The organism is Sinosporangium siamense (assembly GCF_016863435.1).
Taxonomy (GTDB): Bacteria; Actinomycetota; Actinomycetes; order Streptosporangiales; family Streptosporangiaceae; genus Sinosporangium; species Sinosporangium siamense.
On sequence record NZ_BOOW01000013.1, the window covers coordinates 90505 to 107415 of the forward strand.

The 16911-nt window shown below is 68.4% G+C and carries 16 protein-coding genes; 9 read left to right on the forward strand and 7 right to left on the reverse strand.

Going from position 1 to position 16911, the window contains the following annotated elements; genetic code table 11:
• Positions 1 to 33: 33 nt before the first annotated feature.
• The 3 genes from Ssi02_RS11060 to Ssi02_RS11070 form a co-directional block, all read right to left on the reverse strand.
• Positions 34 to 804 (reverse strand): hypothetical protein, encoded by a 771-nt coding sequence (locus tag Ssi02_RS11060; RefSeq protein WP_204024506.1) that lies wholly within the window; start codon positions 802 to 804, stop codon positions 34 to 36.
• A gap of 751 nt (positions 805 to 1555) precedes the next feature.
• Positions 1556 to 2797 carry an HRDC domain-containing protein gene (locus Ssi02_RS11065; protein ID WP_204024508.1) on the reverse strand — a complete coding sequence of 414 codons (1242 nt, stop codon included), beginning with the start codon at positions 2795 to 2797 and terminating at the stop codon, positions 1556 to 1558.
• Entirely contained in the window at positions 2794 to 3390 is a 597-nt protein-coding gene (locus Ssi02_RS11070; protein WP_204024510.1) for a DUF3000 domain-containing protein, read from the reverse strand. Before Ssi02_RS11070 ends, Ssi02_RS11065 begins: the two co-directional genes overlap by 4 nt.
• 691 nt (positions 3391 to 4081) lie before the next feature.
• On the opposite strand from Ssi02_RS11070, the gene hemE reads away from it, so the two are divergent.
• On the forward strand, positions 4082 to 5080 hold the full coding sequence (gene hemE, locus Ssi02_RS11075; RefSeq protein ID WP_204024701.1) for a uroporphyrinogen decarboxylase: 999 nt from the start codon (positions 4082 to 4084) through the stop codon (positions 5078 to 5080).
• A 596-nt stretch (positions 5081 to 5676) separates the two neighbouring features.
• Here hemE and Ssi02_RS11080 read toward each other — a convergent pair.
• Positions 5677 to 6729: a DUF4349 domain-containing protein gene (locus tag Ssi02_RS11080; RefSeq protein ID WP_204024513.1), complete on the reverse strand. Its 1053-nt coding sequence runs from the start codon at positions 6727 to 6729 to the stop codon at positions 5677 to 5679.
• 124 nt (positions 6730 to 6853) lie between these two features.
• Between Ssi02_RS11080 and hemG the strand changes: the two genes are divergently transcribed.
• Together hemG and hemQ are read left to right on the forward strand one after the other, a co-directional pair.
• The gene (gene hemG / locus Ssi02_RS11085) at positions 6854 to 8314 is read left to right on the forward strand and encodes a protoporphyrinogen oxidase (RefSeq protein ID WP_204024515.1); all 1461 of its coding nucleotides are present in this window, start codon (positions 6854 to 6856) and stop codon (positions 8312 to 8314) included.
• Positions 8315 to 8391: 77 nt separating this feature from the next.
• Complete coding sequence (hemQ, locus tag Ssi02_RS11090) at positions 8392 to 9090, forward strand: hydrogen peroxide-dependent heme synthase (protein WP_204024517.1); 699 nt, start codon at positions 8392 to 8394, stop codon at positions 9088 to 9090.
• 301 nt (positions 9091 to 9391) lie between these two features.
• Here hemQ and msrB read toward each other — a convergent pair whose 3' ends face one another.
• Positions 9392 to 9793, reverse strand: coding sequence for a peptide-methionine (R)-S-oxide reductase MsrB (msrB, locus tag Ssi02_RS11095; protein ID WP_204024519.1), 402 nt, complete (start codon positions 9791 to 9793; stop codon positions 9392 to 9394).
• Between the two features lie 99 nt (positions 9794 to 9892).
• Here msrB and ligD point away from each other — a divergent pair, with 99 nt between their 5' ends.
• The 3 genes from ligD (at position 9893) to Ssi02_RS11110 (ending at position 12732) form a co-directional block, all read left to right on the forward strand.
• Positions 9893 to 10900 carry a non-homologous end-joining DNA ligase gene (gene ligD / locus Ssi02_RS11100; RefSeq protein WP_204024521.1) on the forward strand — a complete coding sequence of 336 codons (1008 nt, stop codon included), beginning with the start codon at positions 9893 to 9895 and terminating at the stop codon, positions 10898 to 10900.
• Between the two features lie 567 nt (positions 10901 to 11467).
• Positions 11468 to 11932, forward strand: coding sequence for a hypothetical protein (locus Ssi02_RS11105; RefSeq protein ID WP_204024523.1), 465 nt, complete (start codon positions 11468 to 11470; stop codon positions 11930 to 11932).
• Between the two features lie 182 nt (positions 11933 to 12114).
• Positions 12115 to 12732, forward strand: a complete 618-nt coding sequence (locus Ssi02_RS11110) for a beta/gamma crystallin family protein (protein ID WP_204024525.1) — start codon at positions 12115 to 12117, stop codon at positions 12730 to 12732.
• 290 nt (positions 12733 to 13022) lie between these two features.
• On the opposite strand, the gene Ssi02_RS11115 is transcribed toward Ssi02_RS11110, so the two are convergent.
• Positions 13023 to 14102, reverse strand: coding sequence for an ATP-dependent DNA ligase (locus tag Ssi02_RS11115; protein WP_204024527.1), 1080 nt, complete (start codon positions 14100 to 14102; stop codon positions 13023 to 13025).
• Positions 14103 to 14105: 3 nt separating this feature from the next.
• Positions 14106 to 14825, reverse strand: coding sequence for a pyrimidine reductase family protein (locus Ssi02_RS11120; RefSeq protein ID WP_204024529.1), 720 nt, complete (start codon positions 14823 to 14825; stop codon positions 14106 to 14108).
• A gap of 173 nt (positions 14826 to 14998) precedes the next feature.
• Here Ssi02_RS11120 and Ssi02_RS11125 point away from each other — a divergent pair, with 173 nt between their 5' ends.
• From Ssi02_RS11125 to Ssi02_RS11135, 3 genes are all read left to right on the forward strand, one after another.
• On the forward strand, positions 14999 to 15388 hold the full coding sequence (locus Ssi02_RS11125) for a hypothetical protein (protein WP_239128796.1): 390 nt from the start codon (positions 14999 to 15001) through the stop codon (positions 15386 to 15388).
• Positions 15389 to 15616: 228 nt separating this feature from the next.
• Positions 15617 to 16423 (forward strand): hypothetical protein, encoded by an 807-nt coding sequence (locus Ssi02_RS11130; RefSeq protein WP_204024530.1) that lies wholly within the window; start codon positions 15617 to 15619, stop codon positions 16421 to 16423.
• 270 nt (positions 16424 to 16693) lie between these two features.
• Positions 16694 to 16903, forward strand: coding sequence for a hypothetical protein (locus tag Ssi02_RS11135; RefSeq protein ID WP_204024531.1), 210 nt, complete (start codon positions 16694 to 16696; stop codon positions 16901 to 16903).
• The last annotated feature ends 8 nt before the right edge of the window (positions 16904 to 16911 follow it).

Consider the following 16911-nt stretch of genomic DNA (forward strand, 5'->3'; position numbering starts at 1 on the left):
CCGCAGGGCGGGCTGAAAGGCTCACCCACCATGCTACTCGCCGGTAACTATATTCCAAGCTATCAGGGCCGCCAATGCCCCGAAGAGAAGAGCGTAGATCAACACGGTGCTCGGAACCCACAGATGCGCGCGCCCCGCCACCAGCGCCGTCACGGCCGACACCGCGCCGAAGGAGAGCACCGCGCCGCTCGAATCGGCCTCCTCGTACCCCGGATCCCACGGATCACCCGGGGGCGGCGCACCCCGCATCGCCCGCAGCGCCACGACCCAGGCGTCCCTCATCCACCAGAGCACGAACCCCGCCCCCGCCGTCACCCCCGCCGCGCCCACCGTCGCCGCGGCGTGCCGCGCTGGCTCGGCCACACCCGGCAGGCCCGCCTCCGCGAGCAACCTCGGCAAGGCCAGAGCGAGCAGCAACGCCACCCCCCACCCGGCCGCCGTCAGCAGCCGGCTCGCCACCCGCCGCGCCCCTAGCCGGGCCGGCTCACGGGCGAACAACTCCCGCTCCAGCCGCGCCGCACCGCGCGCGGCCCTGCCCCAGCGGATCTGCGTCACCGCCAGCGCCGGCACCGCGGCCACCGCCAGCGCGAGCGCCACCACCGCGAACGGCGCCGCCCCACCGCCCGGCACCCGCGCCGCGATCATCTGCACCGCGGCCATCACCCCGACGGACCCGGCTAAAACCGAAACCGCCACCCTCCCCGAAGCCCGCGCCCCGGCCCGCACCCGCGCAAGCCGCACCGCCCCCGGCAACCCCGAAGGCGGCGAGTGATAGAGACGTGAGAGGGGGGCGTCACGCGGCATTCTGCAATCATGCCGTCACCCCCCGCCACCGGGGGCCCACTTTCACCGACTCACCCCCTCCAGCCCCTTGAACACGCCAGGAGCCGAACCCGCACATGACCTGTACACGAGGGTGACTAGGCCCACGTCCGGCACCTTCCAGGCAGGCGGCGTGCAGCTGGGACGCCGGCCTGCACCCGTGTACGGCGTGAGCCAAGTCCATGTCCGGCGCCCCGCCCGGCGGCTCGCGCGCGGGGTGTGCACCACGTGAGCCCACATCAGGGCCCCGCCCACCTGGCAGTGGAACGCCTAGGGTCGCGGCCCAGGCACGGAAGAGGGGCCGACCAGCTCACCGCCCGGCCGGCGGCATGTGCCCGAGCCCGGTAGCCCGTCGTACCAGGTCGTCTCCCTCCAGCCGGGTGTCGCCGCGGTGTCCGCCGGACGGCACGGAACGGCCGCTGCGTGCGCGCGTGCCGTTAGGGGAGGGACGCCCGCCTGGCCGCGGAATGCCCGAGGTCGTGTCCCGCGCGGAGAGGCCCCGCTCGGGGCCGGCCTGGGGTCGTGGCCTGTGTGCCGGGGTGCGTGCGGCGTGAGCCGGATCCCCTTGCGGTGCCCGCCCCGGCCGGCGGCGGTGCCTGAAGCCGGATCCCGGTTGCGGTGCGCGCCCGGTTTGGTAGCGGGTGTCCGAGGCTCCGAGGCTGCAGCCGTACGTGGGTGCGGGAGCGCGTATACGGTGCCCGCCCGTCGGTCGACGGCGGGTGCCGGGGGCGGGTTAGATTTCTCCCTTGTTTTCCAGTCTGGTTAGGGCCTTGGCCAGGGGGTGGGCGGTTAGGTCTACCTGCCAGTCTCGGGCGCCGAGGTCGCGTAGGCGGGCGGCGATGGACTCGTCGGAGATTTCCTCGGGGGGTTCCCAGGTGAGGCGGCGGACGGCGTCGGGCTGCAAGAGGTTCTCGGTCGGCATGCGGTGTTCGTCGGCCAGGGCGGCGACGACCGCGCGGGCGGCGGCGAGGCGTTTGGCGGCGACGGGGTCGCGGTCGGCCCACCGATTGGCGGGGGGAGGGCCGTCGCCGGGGGTGGTGGGCTGGGGGAGTTGCACCTCGCGCAGCATGCGGGCCTTGTTGATCGCGGCGAGCCAGTCGCGCAGATGCCGCCGGGCGCTGCGCCCGGTGAAGCCGCTTATCTCGGTCAATGTCCTGGTCGTACGGGGCGACTCAAGCGCCGCGGTCACGATGGCGGAGTCGGCGAGCACACGGCCGGGGGCCAGGTCGTTGTCCCTGGCGATGCGATCGCGTAGCTGCCATAGCTCGCGGACCACCGCCAGGCCGCGTAGCGACCGCACCTTGTGTATGCCCGACGTGCGCCGCCACGGGTCGGCGCGCGGCGGTGGGGCGGGGGCGTTGAGCACCGAGTGGAACTCCTGCTCGGCCCATTCCCGTTTGCCGCTTTCCTCCAGCTGCGTGGACAACACGTCCCGAAGCTCGATCAGCACCTCGACGTCGAGCGCCGCGTAACGCAGCCAGTCCTCAGGCAGCGGCCGCGTCGACCAGTCGGCCGCCGAGTGGCCCTTCTCCAGCCGGAGTCCGAGGATGGTCTCCACCATCGTGCCGAGCCCGACCCGCTCGTAGCCGAGCAGCCGCCCGGCGAGTTCGGTGTCGAAGAGCTTGCGCGGTTTGAACCCCAGCTCCACGAGGCACGGCAGGTCCTGGGACGCGGCGTGCAGCACGATCTCCGCCTCCGCCAGCGCCGCGTCCAGCGCCGTGAGGTCGGGGCACGCCACGGGGTCGATCAGCGCGGTTCCGGCGCCGGTACGGCGGAGCTGGACCAGATAGGCCCGCCCGCTATAGCGGTAGCCCGAGGCGCGTTCGGCGTCGACGGCCACGGGCCCGTCCGCCGAGGCGAACGCCCGTATCGTCGCGGCCAGGTCCTCGGGGGCCTGGATGACATGCGGAATCCCCTCGCGGGGCTCGAGCAGCGGAACGACGTCGTGCTCAGGGATGGTTCTATCGTCGGTCACGACCTGAAGGACTCCGGATCTTCACGCCTGCGCGGTGACAGGGACGCCACGTCTGGTGGTAGGGGAGGAATACCTGCGGCCAGGCACATCAGATCGCACCAGGCGGCCGCGTGGCCGGAGAGGTCCTCGTCGGCCGGCGACCACGACGCGCGCAGCTCCAGCTCCGTGGAGACAGGGTCTTCGGCCTTGTTTCCGAACCCCTCCGAGACAGCTCTGGTCACCGTGCCGCCCGCGGCCCGGTAGCCGGCGCCGTGGGCGTCCAAGGACTCCGTCAGCCAGCTCCAGGCGACGGGCCCGAGCAGCGGATCGGTGGTGATCTCCGGCTCCATGTCCGCTCTGACGTAGGCGACCAGGCGGAACGGGCCGTCCCAGCCGCGCTGCCCGTCGGGGTCGAAGAGCAGGATGAGCCGCCCGACCGCGAGTTCGTCGTCGTCGCGGTAGACCGAGGCGCCCATCGCAGCTGAGTACGGCGCGAGCCGTTGAGGGGCCGGAATGTCCTCAAGCTCGATCTCAGGGCGGATCTCGCTGAGGCGCATGCTCTCGACCGCGCGTGTGAACACGGCGGGAGGCGGCGGCACGTCACCGAGGGTCATGTCGGAAGCGTAGGTCGTAGTTGGACGCATGGGGACCACGGAGGCGTGAGCAGGTGTCAGCGGCACTGGGCATTTTTCATCCGATTGAGCGAGCTTGGGTAGGTTGTCAGCACCAGGCGGGTCATGCTCATCTCGGGCATGTCCCAGCGGTGGCTCGCAGCAGGGGATGAAAAGGGCTCACTCCACATCGCGGTCATCACACGGGCCTTTCGTCGTGTTGTGCTCCGACGTTGGCACGCCGCCGCGACATTTCCCCGCATCGCGCTCGGCGTGTCCCGAAAGTGGTGACAGAATCGATGCCGCGCGGTCCCTTGACGAACATTTGCGCCAATCGAGTAGAGATCACTACACCCCCGTGAGGCGCACTGTACTCTCCTTCGCCGGTGTCGGAAGCCAAGCGGGCACCTGAATGTGGTTGATTCTCCCGAAAACTGGTGGGCGAACTGGGTGAACGCCCCTAAACCTCCGGTGCCCCATGTGATCCACCCTTGGTTCCTCCCATGCCCACCTTTCGGACATCCGACGCCCCACGGACACCCCTCCCCCCTACCTCCCGCGCACCTGCACATCACCTCATATGGCGACCCAAGCCTCTGCCGTACCCCGCGTCCCACGGGGGCACGGCATCAGTGCGCGGACCGCCTCCTGGTCATGGGAACCTGAAGGGGTGAATCCCGCTGACTCCGTCTTCATGCGGGCCTGCCGCCGCGAGCCCGTGCCGCACACTCCGGTCTGGTTCATGCGCCAGGCCGGCCGCTCGTTGCCCGAGTATCGGCAGGTTCGTGCGGACGTGCCCATGCTGGCCGCCTGCGCTACCCCCGACCTCATCGTTGAGATCACGATGCAGCCGATCCGGCGCTACGGCGTCGACGCGGCCATCTTCTTCAGCGACATCGTCGTGCCCCTCAAGGCCATCGGCATTGACCTCGACATCAAGCCCGGCGTCGGCCCCGTCGTCGCCGACCCCATCCGCGACCGGCGCGGCGTCGCCGCCCTGCGGCGCCTTGAGCCGGACGACGTGCCCTACGTCACCGAGGCGATCCAGTCGCTCGTCAAGGAGCTCGGCGGCACGCCGCTCATCGGCTTCGCGGGCGCGCCGTTCACCCTCGCGTCCTACCTGATCGAGGGCGGCCCCTCCAAGAACCACGATCACACCAAGGCCATGATGTACGGCGACGCCCCGCTGTGGCACGCCCTCATGGACCGGCTCACCACCATCGTGACCGACCACCTGCGCCTCCAGGTCGAGGCGGGGGCCAGCGCCATCCAGCTCTTCGACTCGTGGGTGGGCGCCGTCGCCCCGGCCGACTACCGCGAGTTCGTCATGCCCTACACGAGCCGCATCTTCGCCGCCCTCGCCGACCTGTCCGTGCCGCGCATCCACTTCGGCGTCGGCACCGGCGAGCTGCTCGCCCTCCTCGGCGAGGCCGGCGCCGACGTCGTCGGCGTCGACTGGCGGGTGCCCCTCGACGAGGCCGCCCGCAGGGTCGGCCCCGGCAAGGCCCTCCAGGGCAACCTCGACCCGGCCACGCTCCTCGCCCCCTTCGACGTGGTCGCCGAGCGCGCCCGCGACATCCTCGCCCGCGGCGGCAAGGCCGAGGGCCACATCTTCAACCTCGGCCACGGCGTCCTCCCCGGCACCGACCCCGACCAGCTCGCCCGCCTCACGGCCCTCGTCCACGAGAGCTGAGCCCGGGCCGCCCCGGCCGCGGGGTGCCCGGGTGCGGGCCGGCGTACTCCCCGGGTCCGGGCGGGCACGGGCCGGTGGCCTGCGCGAGGCCGCCGGGGATGTGGGGGAGCGTGTGATCATCCATCGGCCACGGCGTGCTCCCGGGCACCGACCCTGACCAGCTCGCCCGTCTCACGGCCCTTGTCCTAGAGGGCTGAGCCCCGGCCGCCGGGGTGCCCGGGGCCGGAATGGGCGGGGCCGCGTGATCATCGATCGGCTATGGCGTGCCCCTGGCACCAACTCCGACTAGCTCGCCCGCCTGACGGCCCTCGTCCGCGAGGGCTGAGCCCCGGCCGCCGGGGTGCCCGGGGCCGGGCGGGTGCGGGCCGGTGGCCTGCGCGAGGCTGCCGGGGATTGCCGCCGGGGATGTGCGGGAGCATGTGATCATCGATCGGCCACGGCGTGCTCCCGGGCACCGACCCTGACCAGCTTGTCCGCCTCACGGACTTCGTCCGCGAGGAGCCCCGGTCGCCGGGGTGCCCGGGGGCGGGCGGGCACGGGCCGGTGGCCTGCGCGTTCCGGCGGGCAGCGCCGCCGGGAGGTGTGGGACCGTGTGATCAGCGGGGGGTCGGGTCTTCGGATCGCTCGGTCTTGTCGGTGTCCTCGTCGGTGCCCTTGTCGGGGTCCTTGGCGGTTTCCTTGGTCGTGGTCTCGGCGGGGAACGGCGGTGCGACGGGGATGGCCGGGAGGCGTGAGGCGCGGCGGCGCCGTACTCGGCGGCGCAGGGCGACGAGCAGCGCGCCCGCCGGGACGATCACGATGAGCCAGGGGATGAGCCAGCCGAGCACGGCGAGTGCTTCGCGGCCGCTCGCCATGAGGGAGTCCCAGCCGGAGGCGATGCTGGCGACGAAGCCGCGGGGTTCGTCGAGGGGGACGGGGGCGGTGGTCTCGGTGCCGGAGAGCTTGAGGGTGATCGAGGCCATCGTAGTCTGGGAGACCAGGGCTTTCTGGCGGGCCTGGAGGGACTCCAGTTCACGTTCGCGGTCGGAGAGTTCGCGCTCGACCTTGAGGACGTCGCCGACCGTCTCGGCCTTGCCGAGCAGGGTGCGCAGGGAGTCGATGGCGGAGCGGGCCGACTTGAGGCGGCTGTCCACGTCGGCCATCACCTCGGTGACGTCCTCGGAGTTCTGGGTGAGGGAGCGGCGCTCGCCTACGGCGGTGCCGAGGGTGTTCAGGGTCGCCTGATAGGCGGCGGGCGGCACCTTGAAGGCCAGTTCGGCGGTCTGCCTGCTGTAGGAGTTGGACTCCTCGCGCACGAGGTGCCCTCCGGCGGCCGAGACGATCTGCTTGGCCTTGTCGGCGGCGGCCGGGACGTCGCGGACCCGCACGGAGAGTGAGGCGGTGTAGATGATGCTTCTGGGTTCCGCAGACAGTTTCGCGGGGGCGCCGCCCTGGGCTGTGGGGGTTGTCACGTTCCGGGCGTTCCCCGAATAGGCTTCGCCGGGCGCTGCCTCCTGCTTAGGCGCCGTGCCGCTGTCCTGGGCGCTCACCGCCGCGTGCTCCGCCTCTCCGGAGCCGCCGGAGTTGAGGGTGTTCTCGTAGCCGCCTCCACACGAGGACAGCGCCACAACGGCCAATAGCGCGGTCAGCCCGAACCGCAGTCTCTTCATGCCCCCTTTGACGGACAAGAACGGCAAAGCGGTTCGATGGTGGAGTCACGATGCGATCACGGCCCGCCAGGTACCGGTGGGGTGTGTGCGGAGTGCAGCGATACGGCGGGTAGCGTCGGATGCCATGGAAGCCAATCGACGTCATGTCGTGGTGGTCGGCGGGGGCATCGCCGGACTCGCGGCGGCCTGGTTCCTCCGGCAGGGCGGGGACCGGGTCCGGGTGACCGTGCTTGAGGGCTCGGACAGGGTGGGCGGCAAACTGCGCGCCTCCGAGATCGCCGGAGTCACGGTGGACGAGGGCGCCGAGGCGATGATCGCCCGGCGGCCCGAGGGCAAGGACCTGGCCGCTCAGGTCGGCCTCGGCGACGACCTCGTGCTGCCGGGCACCACCTCGGCCTCGGTCCTTAGCAGGGGTGCGCTGCGGCCCATGCCGCAGGGCCAGGTGATGGGCGTGCCCTCGGACCTGATGGCGCTGGTGAAGTCGGGCATCCTGTCGCCCGCCGGGCTGGCCAGGGTGCCGCTCGATCGCATTCTGCCGGCGACCCTGGTCAACACCGACGTGTCCGTGGCCGCCTACATCAGGGCCCGCCTCGGCGGCGAGGTGCTCGACCGGCTGATCGAGCCTCTCCTCGGCGGTGTCTACGCGGGGCGCGCCGACCGTCTGTCGCTCGATGCGACGATGCCGAGGGTCGCCGCCGCCGCACGCTCCGAGCGTTCGCTGCTGGCCATCGCGGGTGAGATCGCCGCTGAGGCGCCCGCGGACGCCGGTCCGGTGTTCACCTCGCTCCGCCGCGGCATGGGCAGTCTCCCGGACGCGGTCGCCGCCGCCTCGGGGGCGGAGATCCGCACCGGGACGATGGTGAGGGAGCTTCGCCGCACGCAGGAGGGGTGGCGCCTGGTCGTGGGGCCGGCCCGGGAGCCGGAGGTGATCGAGGCCGACGCGGTGATCGTGGCGGTGCCCGCGACCCCGGCACGCCGGCTGCTGGCCCCGGATGTGCCGAAGGCGGCGGCCGAGCTGGGCCGCTTCGACTACGCGAGCATGGCGGTCGTGACCTTGGCCTATCCGCGCTCGGCCTTCTCCGAGGCGCCGCAGGCCAGTGGCTACCTGGTGCCGCCGGTCGAGGGGCGGCCGGTCAAGGGGGCCACGTTCAGCTCGATCAAGTGGCCGCACATCACGGCCGACCACCCCGATCTGGTGGTGCTGCGCTGCTCCATCGGCCGCCTGGGGGAGGAGGGCCTGCTGCAGCGGGACGACTCCGAGCTGATCAATCTCGCCATGGACGAGATGGGCGAGATCATGGGCGTGCGCGGGCTGCCCAGGGACAGGCGGGTGACACGGTGGGGTGGCGGCCTCCCGCAATATGACGTCGGCCACCTGGACCGCGTGGCCAGGATCCGCGCCGCCGTCGCCCAGGAGCCGGGGCTCGCCGTGTGCGGCGCGGCCTACGATGGAGTCGGCGTTCCGGCGTGTATCAGCACGGGTCGCACGGCCGCGACCCGGATTCTCGACCATGTCCTGCGGGGGAGAGAATGGCGGGGCAACAACGTGAGCAATGTTCACTCTGTGGGCGGGGTCGGTCTGTGACCAGTGTGTCCGCGTTCCTTTTCCGGGCAGATGAGGGCAGTGACTCACGGTCTGCTCGACTCGGAAGGGTGAGGTAGATGGAAGAGAAGCCGCGGCTCAAGGCGCGCGACCTGAACAACGTGATCCGCTACACGATGTGGTCGGTCTTCAAGGTGCGTGAGCATTGCCCGGACGCCCGCGAGGACCTCGCCCGTGAGCTGGACGAACTCCTGGCGCAGGCCGCCGGGAAGGACGTCGTGACGCGCGGGATCTACGACGTGGCCGGGTTCCGCGGGGACGCCGACATCATGTTCTGGTGGCACGCGCCGGCGCCCGAGGATCTTCAGGACGTCTACACGCGCTTCCGCCGTACGCAGGTGGGCCGCAAGTGTGAGCCGGTCTGGTCGGCGATGGCCCTGCACCGGCCCGCGGAGTTTAACAAGTCGCACATTCCCGCGTTCCTGGCCGATGAAGAGCCTCGGGGATATGTCTGCGTCTATCCGTTTGTGCGGTCCTTGGAGTGGTATCTCCTGGAGGATGCGGACCGGCGGCGAATGCTGGCCGAGCACGGGAAGAAAGCCCGCGACTATCCCGATGTGCGCGCAAACACGGTCGCCAGTTTCGCGCTGAACGACTACGAGTGGATGCTGGCCTTCGAGGCCGATGAGCTCCACCGCATCGTGGACCTCATGCGCACCTTGCGCGACACCGAGGCACGGCGGCACACACGCGAGGAGACGCCGTTCTTCACCGGCGTGCGCAAGCCCGCCGCGGAGATCGTCGCCTCGCTGCCCTGAGCCCTGAACGCCGGGTTCCCGGCCGCACGCCATCGGCCCGGTGGGAGTCTCCACCGGGCCGGCTTGGGTCAAAGCACTCGGACTCTCGTCTTTCCGCAGACACAGCATCGCTGCACCACGACCTTGCCGATGCTCTCGACGGCCTCCCACTTGTGCCGCAGATGTAGACGGAATTTCATCAACGATTTCACCGAGTCCCCGTCCGGTCTCGTTGGCCCCCGACCGCGTACTCAACGGTGCATGCGGCGCCCGACCCACCGGGTTGCCGGATGTTTACCGCCCGGCTACGCGAAGTGGAATTCTAGGTCGTCGACGCGAGGCGGAGCGAGATCGAGTTAATGCAGTAACGGTCGTCGGTCGGTGTCGGGTAGCCCTCTCCGTGGAAGACGTGCCCCAGGTGGGAGTCGCAGCGGGCGCAGCGCACCTCGGTGCGCGTCATACCGTGTGATCTGTCCTCGATCAGCGTCACGGCCTCGGAGCGGCTCGGCTCGAAGAACGACGGCCACCCGCAGTGGGAGTCGAATTTGGCCTCCGAGGCGAACAACTCGGCGCCGCACGCTCGGCAGGAATAGACACCGATCGTCTTGCTGTCGGTGTATTCCCCGGTGAACGGGCGCTCAGTGCCGGCCTCCCTGAGCACGTGATATTCCTCGGGAGACAGCTCGGCTCGCCACTCGGCGTCACTCTTGAACACCTTGTCCATGAGCTTTAGCCTACGGCTCCGGCGGATGTCGTACGGCCTCGGGGTATCCGGCCTCCGGGTTTCGGTTGGCCGGAGCCTGGTTAGGGTAGCGTCCGAAATGTGGCATCGCCGTACATCGAACTTGACGCCGGGGGACGGACCATCAAGGTCAGCAACCCGGACAAGATCTATTTCCCAGACATCGGAGCGACCAAGCGGGAACTGGTCGAGTACTACATCAGCGTGGGTGAGGGGGCTGTGCGTGCCCTGCGCGACCGGCCGACCTATCTCAAGCGCCACCCCGACGGGGTGCAGACCGATGCCATCTATCAGAAACGCCTGCCGGCCCGGCACCCCGAATGGATGCAAACGGTCACCGTACGGTTCCCCAGCGGGCGCAGCGCCGACGCCCTCCGGGTGACCGATCCCGCCGACCTCGCCTACTGCGCGAACCTCGGCACCATCGACTTCCACCCCTGGCCCTGCCGAGCCGACGACCTCGACCATCCCGACGAGCTGCGCATCGACGTCGACCCTCAGCCGGGAACGGGGTTCGAGGAGGCCAGGACGGTGGCCTTCGCCGTACACGACCTGCTGGGCGAGCTCGGCGTCACCGGGTTTCCCAAGACGTCGGGCAGCCGGGGCATCCACATCAACGTGCGCATCGAGCGCCGGTGGACCTTCACGGAGGTACGGCATGCGGCCATCGCCCTCGCCCGGGAGGTCGAGCGGCGTCTGCCGGATCTCGTCACCTCGGCCTGGTGGAAGGAGGAACGTGGGGAAAAGGTGTTCATCGATTACAACCAGAACGCCCGGGACCGTACGGTCGCCAGTGCCTACTCGGTCAGGGCCAGGCCGCACGCGCCCGTCTCCACGCCTGTGACGTGGGAGGAGCTGCGGACTGTGGATCCCGCGTCCTTTGATCTGCGCACTGTGCCGGTGCGGTTCGCGGAGCTTGGGGATGTGCACGCGGCCATCGACGATCGGGCGTTCTCCTTGGATGCGCTGCTGGAGTGGTATGAGGTGGATGAGCGGGGGGATATGCCTTATCCGCCTAACTATCCGAAGATGCCTGGCGAACCGCGGCGCGTACAGCCGAGCAAGAGGAAGCGCGAAGGCGGCGCTTAGGCGGGTGAGCTTGCTGCTCTGCTGGAGTTGATCCGACGGCGGGAGTATTCACCGCGCGGACTCGCCAGGTGGGTTCGCCATGTGGGCTCACTTGGCGGACTTGTCGTGTGGGCTCGCCGTGCGGGCTCACTGCGCGGAGTCATCGTGCGGGGCTCAGTTGGCGGACTCATCGTGTGGACTCACCATGGGGTCCTCTGCCTGGGGCGAGGGCCCCGTTTTGGGGCCCGGGCCGATCTTTCTCATCTGTTGATATCGGTTTTCGGGACAAATGGCATTATTTGATGAGTGGCTATAATTCACGCTCCCGAGAAAGGGTGAACTTAATCCCTTTACCGTGCCCGGCTTTTGATATACGTTTGTCGGCGACGGGGAGTTGTTCGGGGCGGGGGTTCCGAGGACGGCCGAACGGGATCGGCCGCGGGGCAAATCCATTGGTAAGGCTTCTTTGTGATTTTCGCGGTCTCGTGACCGATCTTATAGGCGCGTCTGAGCCGGCGTGGTTCCGCCTGTTCTGTCGTGCATTTCAATGGGAACAGGTGGTTCGCGAGTCTTAGAAAGGATTCGACGGTGAAGAAGACATTGCCGTGGCTATCCGGGTTGTCGGCCCTGTTGGCCGCCTTCCTGGTCACCCCTCACGCCGCCACGGGCACCGACGGGTCGCACGCGCCGTGGACGGCGGACCGCCGCCACTGTGTGGTCGACATGACCAACAACCAGCAGATTTCCTGCTACAAAACCGCCGCCCAGGTCGGCGCCGCCATTGACGCGGGCATCATCGGCATCGGCTACAGCGGGTTCGACTACCAGGGCCCGTCCCTCACCTTCGTGGGAAACCGCAGGTGCACTCCGACCCTCGCCGATGTGGACCACGAGGCCAGGTTCCCCTTCCTGCTCGCCATCAACTCCTTCCGCACATTCGCTAGTTGCCGCTCTAATCTCTCCGACCGTGCGGGGAGGGAAACCGGCTATCGCATCGACCACCCAAACCTGGGTCAACTCGGCGGAATGATAGTGCGCATCCGCTGGAGTTGATTTCCGGTAAACCGTGAAATAACCGCGTGGAGTGGTTGATCTGTCATGCCCTCACGCGACCTGCCTTTCCCGTGAACCGATTCTTCACGAGAACACTGACTTTCCTTCCCCCGCGGCACGAGTGTGTGCCGCATGCAGTGAAGTCCCGAGCGAGGAGACTCGCACCCCAGGAAAGGAACACCATGAGTTCAAGGAAGCGATCGCTGGCGTGGCTGGCGAGTGCGGCAGCCCTCACGACCGCCGCTCTGACGGCCCCCGTTCCGGCGAGTGCCGCCGAGCCCGGCACGCCGGCCGAGGGCGACCACTGTGTGGTCAACCTGTCCAAGAACAACAAGACGACCTGTTTCGGCAGCTTCACCGCGGCCATCGCCGCCGCGACCGGCGGCGCCATCACCAACGCCCCGGCCGACCCGGCGGAGGCCGTCAACGACGCGGCGTTCAACGCGCAGCTCAAGCCGTCGGGCAAGGGGGAGAGCGCCGCCGATGCCGGGGCGTCCTCGGCCCGCCGCCAGCAGGTCATCGGCATCGAATATCAGCACTCGAACCACCAGGGCGCGTCCTACACGTTCACCGGCAACCGCAACTGCACCGGTCCGACCACCGACGTGGACTTCTGGTTCGCCTTCCCCGGCGGATCCCCGTGGCACGACATCATCTCGTCGTTCCGCAACTACTCCAACTGCTTCACCGCCCACTACGAACACTCCAACTTCACCGGCCGTTCGACCCCCTACCAGGACGACCGTGACTACATCGGCGACTACTTGAACGACCGGACCTCCTCCCTCCGCTGGAGCTGACCCGGACAGCGCTCCTGAAAACAGCGCCCCTCAAACAGCGCTCCCTAAATAGCGCCCATTAAACAACGCCCCTCAAACAGCGCCCCGCTGGACAGGTGCCGACCGGTAGGCGCCCAACCGGAAGAGCGCTAGAGGAAAAGCACGCCTGACGCAAAACGCCCGGGGTGTGAAGGCCGACGGCCTTCGCACCCCGGTGCGCGTCGATATGCATCCGACGCCATGTCGGCGCAATGTCGTCAAGTCTCCCGCGCTCCTTGAGACCCTGCGGTTCCGCTTCTACCCGCAGGCCCCTAACGGGCCAGGATGGCGTCCAGGTCGTAGCCCAGAGGGCGTTCGAGCTGCTCATACGTGCACGACTCCGGGGTACGGTCGGTGCGCCAGCGGCGGAAGCGGGCCGTGTGGCGGAACCGGTCACCCTCCATGTGGTCATAGGCCACCTCGACCACCAGTTCCGGCCGGAGCGGGACGAAGGACAGGTCCTTCTTCCCCGTCCACCGCGACACCGCCCCCGGTAGGCGCTGCCCCACCGGCTGCTCCGCCCACGCCCCCCACGGGTGCTCGGCCAGATCGGTCGTGACGTACGGCGCGAGCTCGGTGACGAGTTCCGCGCGGCGGGCCATGGAGAAGGCGGCGGCCACCCCGATGTGGTGCAGCAAGCCGGCCTCGTCGTACAACCCGAGGAGCAGGGAGCCGACGACCGGGCCGCTCTTGTGCTGACGGTAGCCGGCGACGACGACGTCCGCCGTACGCTCGTGTTTGACCTTGAACATGACCCGTTTGTCCGGCATATAGCCTATGTGGCCGGGTTTGACGACAAGGCCGTCGATGCCGGCGCCTTCGAAGATCTCAAACCACTCGGCCGCCTGCTCGTCGTTGGTGGTGGCGGGCGTCAGCCGTACGCTCCGGTCGGCGACATCGCCCACGCCGGGCTCGAAGAGGGACCGCAGCCGGGCGCGGCGCTCGGAGAAAGGAGCGTCCATGAGGTCTTCGTCCCCGACAGCGAGCAGGTCGAAGGCGATAAACCACGCCGGGGTCTCCTGGGCGAGCAGCCGTACGCGGGACTCGGCGGGGTGGATGCGGTTCTGCAGGGAGTCGAAGTCGAGCTCCCGGCCGCGCTTGATCACGATCTCGCCGTCGATGACCACCCGCTCCGGCAGCTCACGCCGGATGGCGTTGAGCAACTCGGGAAAATAGCGGGTGAAGGGCCGCTCGTTGCGGCTGCCGAGGTGCACTTCGTCCCCGTCGCGGAACAGCACACAGCGAAAGCCATCCCATTTCGGCTCGTAATAGAGTGTGCCGTCCTGTGGCGGCACGGTCTTGATGGACTTGGCCAGCATCGGTGAGATTGGTGGGAGGACCGGCAGGTCCATGGTTCACCCCCGGACATACTTACAGAAGAGGAAACCCTCCTCTTCCAACACATGTGCCAGATCCATGGTGACCTGGCAGTTCTCTCCGTTCAGGATGCGTGACGCGCCGCCGCCGAGGACCATCGGGCTGAGGGTCAGGCAGAGTTCGTCAAGCACTCCCGCGGTCGTGAGCTGGGCGTTCACCCGGGGGCCACCCTCGCAGAGCACTCGGGTGAGCTCGCGTGCGTGCAGTTCGGCGACCGCGCGGGCGAGATCGACTCGCTCCTCGCCCACGATGATCACATCGGCCGTCTTGGCCGCCTCACGCCTGCGGTCGGCCGGGGCCGCCTCGCAGGTGAGCACGATGGTGCGCGCGTACGGCTCGGCATCGGCGAACAAGGGGCTGCCGAGGTCGAGGTCCAGACGGCGGGTGATCACCGCGATGGGGGGAGCGGGCGGGCGCCCGGCGCGGAGCTCCTCCCAGGAGCCGCGTGGCCGGGTCGGGCGGTAGCCCTCGGTGCGCACGGTCGAGGCGCCGACCAAGATCACATCGGCGAGGCCCCGCAGTACCCCGAAGATTCTCCTGTCGCCCTTGCTCGACAACCCCCCGGACAGCCCCTTCACCCACGCCGCCCCGTCGGCGCTCGCCACCATGTTGACCCGTAGCCATGGCCGCTCCTCCGGATAGGCGTAGGCCAGCGGGATGTCCACATCGTCGTCGGGTTCTGGAAGGAGTCTGCGCACCTGTCCACCTTGGCATATGTGTGGTGTGGTCCATGTATCCAGGTCCGGGTGCGTGGTGCTGGATACCGGTTTGGTGTAGGCGCTGACGAGGGGTGAGGCTAGCGCGTAGCGTTACGGCTCCGATGCGGGGTGTACACGGTTTACGGCCGGACGGGGGCGACGCGGTGTTGAGAATGGTCACGTTGGTGATGTGGCTGGTGACCGCGACGGTCGGGGTGCATCTGCTCTATCTGTGGCTTACGGGTGGCGGGTTGCGGCAGCAGGCCGCGAAGGTCACCCGGTTTCCGACCACCTTGGTCTTCTCGCATCCGACGCTGGCGGTGACGGCCCTTGGGGCGTGGATCGCCTATCTCATCACCTTCGATCGGCTTCTGGCCTGGGTGGCGTTCGGGGTGCTGACCGTTTCGGCTCTGCTGGGGTTCACGATGTTCACCCGGTGGCTGGGCGGGGGGCGGCACGCGAAGGGGGCGGAGAAGCGGTTCCCTGTGGTGTCGGTGGTGTTGCATGGGTGTGCTGGAGTGACCACATTTATTTTGGTGTTGTTAAGTGCTGTTGGGCCCTGACTGGGGGGACCTAAAGGCCACTGGGTGAATTGTCGAGAGATGCGCTTGGCGTGCTGCTTGCGTGGTGTGGCGGGTTATGAAAAGTGAATAACTCTCCGATCCGGCCTTACGCTGCGAACTTGAGTGGCGAACTTTCACTAATACCTTGTTGTGGCGATATTTCCTGATAGAGGATGAGGCTTGCGCTATCGGGGTGTCAGTCAACCCCCACGGAAGGAAGAGTTCACCATGTCATCCCCCGCTCCTCCGGTCATCCTCACCGTGAAGAACTTCATCGACCTCGTCACCGAGTGGGCCGAGAACAACCAGAGCGACATCGCCGACTCGTGGTCGGCGGTGGAGGGCTGGGAGCTCTGGGCACAGATCGAACTACAGAAGTTCATCACCCGGAAACGCCGAGGTGCCGATATCGGAAAGCCGACCAAGGTCTACATCGACTCCGGAGAGAAGTGTGACTTCGTTCTCAATCAGAACACCACGGATGACAGAGCGCAGATGGCCATCATCGAGATCAAGGCCCAGTCCATGGGTAGCTATCGGAGTTTCGGCGCAAATTTCCTCAGCGACCTAGAAAAGTTAGACAACGTCACGTGGAGCTGGCGCAAGGCACGTCGCGTCGCGTTGGGGTTCTTCTTCACGAAGGACGTGGGCACCGCCTACGCGGCCGCCACTCCTCTGGCCGCCGTCAACTTCGCCACTCTCCTGAGCAACTATCACCGGGTCTTCTTCTCGCGCAGGCTTCAGCCCGTGGTGCTCGCACCTGGTGACCTGAACACCCGCCGCCGGGAGATCACCCGTGACCCCGGCGAGGCTCACGACAGCGACGACAACCCCTTCATGGTCTACGAGCTCGGCATGGTGTGGCGCGACCTCGGGCCGACACCGGACTCGGACTATGAGTCCGACTCCGACAGCGGAAGCTCCAGCTCTTCCAGCTCCAGCTCCTCCAGTTCCAGCTCTTCGAGCTCAAGCTCCAGCTCAAGCTCGAAATCGTGGAGCAGCTCGTCGAGCTCCAGCATGGACATCGACGACTAGCTCAAGACGATTCACGGCCGGCATGACCGGTTGCGGGGCACCACGACCCTCCTCGACATGACCCGCCATCGGCTCCCGCGTCCCGCAGGCCGCCGGAGCAGGTTCCTCCTGCCCGGGTGCGGCGGTGCCACCTGGTGGCGCCGCTGCGGCTGCCGGGGTGTGCGGCTGTTGTGTTCGCCGGCTCCGCCCGCAGTGGCTGTACGGAGAACCTTCAGATCGGAGACACAGTGGGAAGTGTGAGCTGAATCCCAGATTCCGAGGAGGTATGCGATGAGATTCGCTCGGCGGGCCATCGCAACCGGACTTTCCGCGGCTGCGCTGCCGGCCGCGGCGCCCACCGGGGCGTCCGCGGACGCGGCCGGTTCGACGTCGTGCGTCGGCCAGGAGGGCGGGTTGTGCGCCAGGGCCCTGTCACGAGGGGGCTACCAGGCGGCCTACCGGAGGGAAACCCGTCCCGCCCCTTCCCGTGTGAAGGGCTGAGCCCGCCG

Excerpts from the sequence above, each read along its gene's own strand:
- Ssi02_RS11060 (WP_204024506.1), bottom strand. The coding sequence starts at position 804 with ATGCCGCGTGACGCCCCCCTCTCACGTCTCTATCACTCGCCGCCTTCG.
- Ssi02_RS11070 (WP_204024510.1), bottom strand. The coding sequence starts at position 3,390 with ATGACCCTCGGTGACGTGCCGCCGCCTCCCGCCGTGTTCACACGCGCG.
- hemE (WP_204024701.1), top strand. The coding sequence starts at position 4,082 with ATGCGGGCCTGCCGCCGCGAGCCCGTGCCGCACACTCCGGTCTGGTTC.
- Ssi02_RS11080 (WP_204024513.1), bottom strand. The coding sequence starts at position 6,729 with ATGAAGAGACTGCGGTTCGGGCTGACCGCGCTATTGGCCGTTGTGGCG.
- hemG (WP_204024515.1), top strand. The coding sequence starts at position 6,854 with ATGGAAGCCAATCGACGTCATGTCGTGGTGGTCGGCGGGGGCATCGCC.
- hemQ (WP_204024517.1), top strand. The coding sequence starts at position 8,392 with ATGGAAGAGAAGCCGCGGCTCAAGGCGCGCGACCTGAACAACGTGATC.
- msrB (WP_204024519.1), bottom strand. The coding sequence starts at position 9,793 with ATGGACAAGGTGTTCAAGAGTGACGCCGAGTGGCGAGCCGAGCTGTCT.
- Ssi02_RS11110 (WP_204024525.1), top strand. The coding sequence starts at position 12,115 with ATGAGTTCAAGGAAGCGATCGCTGGCGTGGCTGGCGAGTGCGGCAGCC.
- Ssi02_RS11115 (WP_204024527.1), bottom strand. The coding sequence starts at position 14,102 with ATGGACCTGCCGGTCCTCCCACCAATCTCACCGATGCTGGCCAAGTCC.
- Ssi02_RS11125 (WP_239128796.1), top strand. The coding sequence starts at position 14,999 with ATGGTCACGTTGGTGATGTGGCTGGTGACCGCGACGGTCGGGGTGCAT.
- Ssi02_RS11130 (WP_204024530.1), top strand. The coding sequence starts at position 15,617 with ATGTCATCCCCCGCTCCTCCGGTCATCCTCACCGTGAAGAACTTCATC.
- Ssi02_RS11135 (WP_204024531.1), top strand. The coding sequence starts at position 16,694 with ATGAGATTCGCTCGGCGGGCCATCGCAACCGGACTTTCCGCGGCTGCG.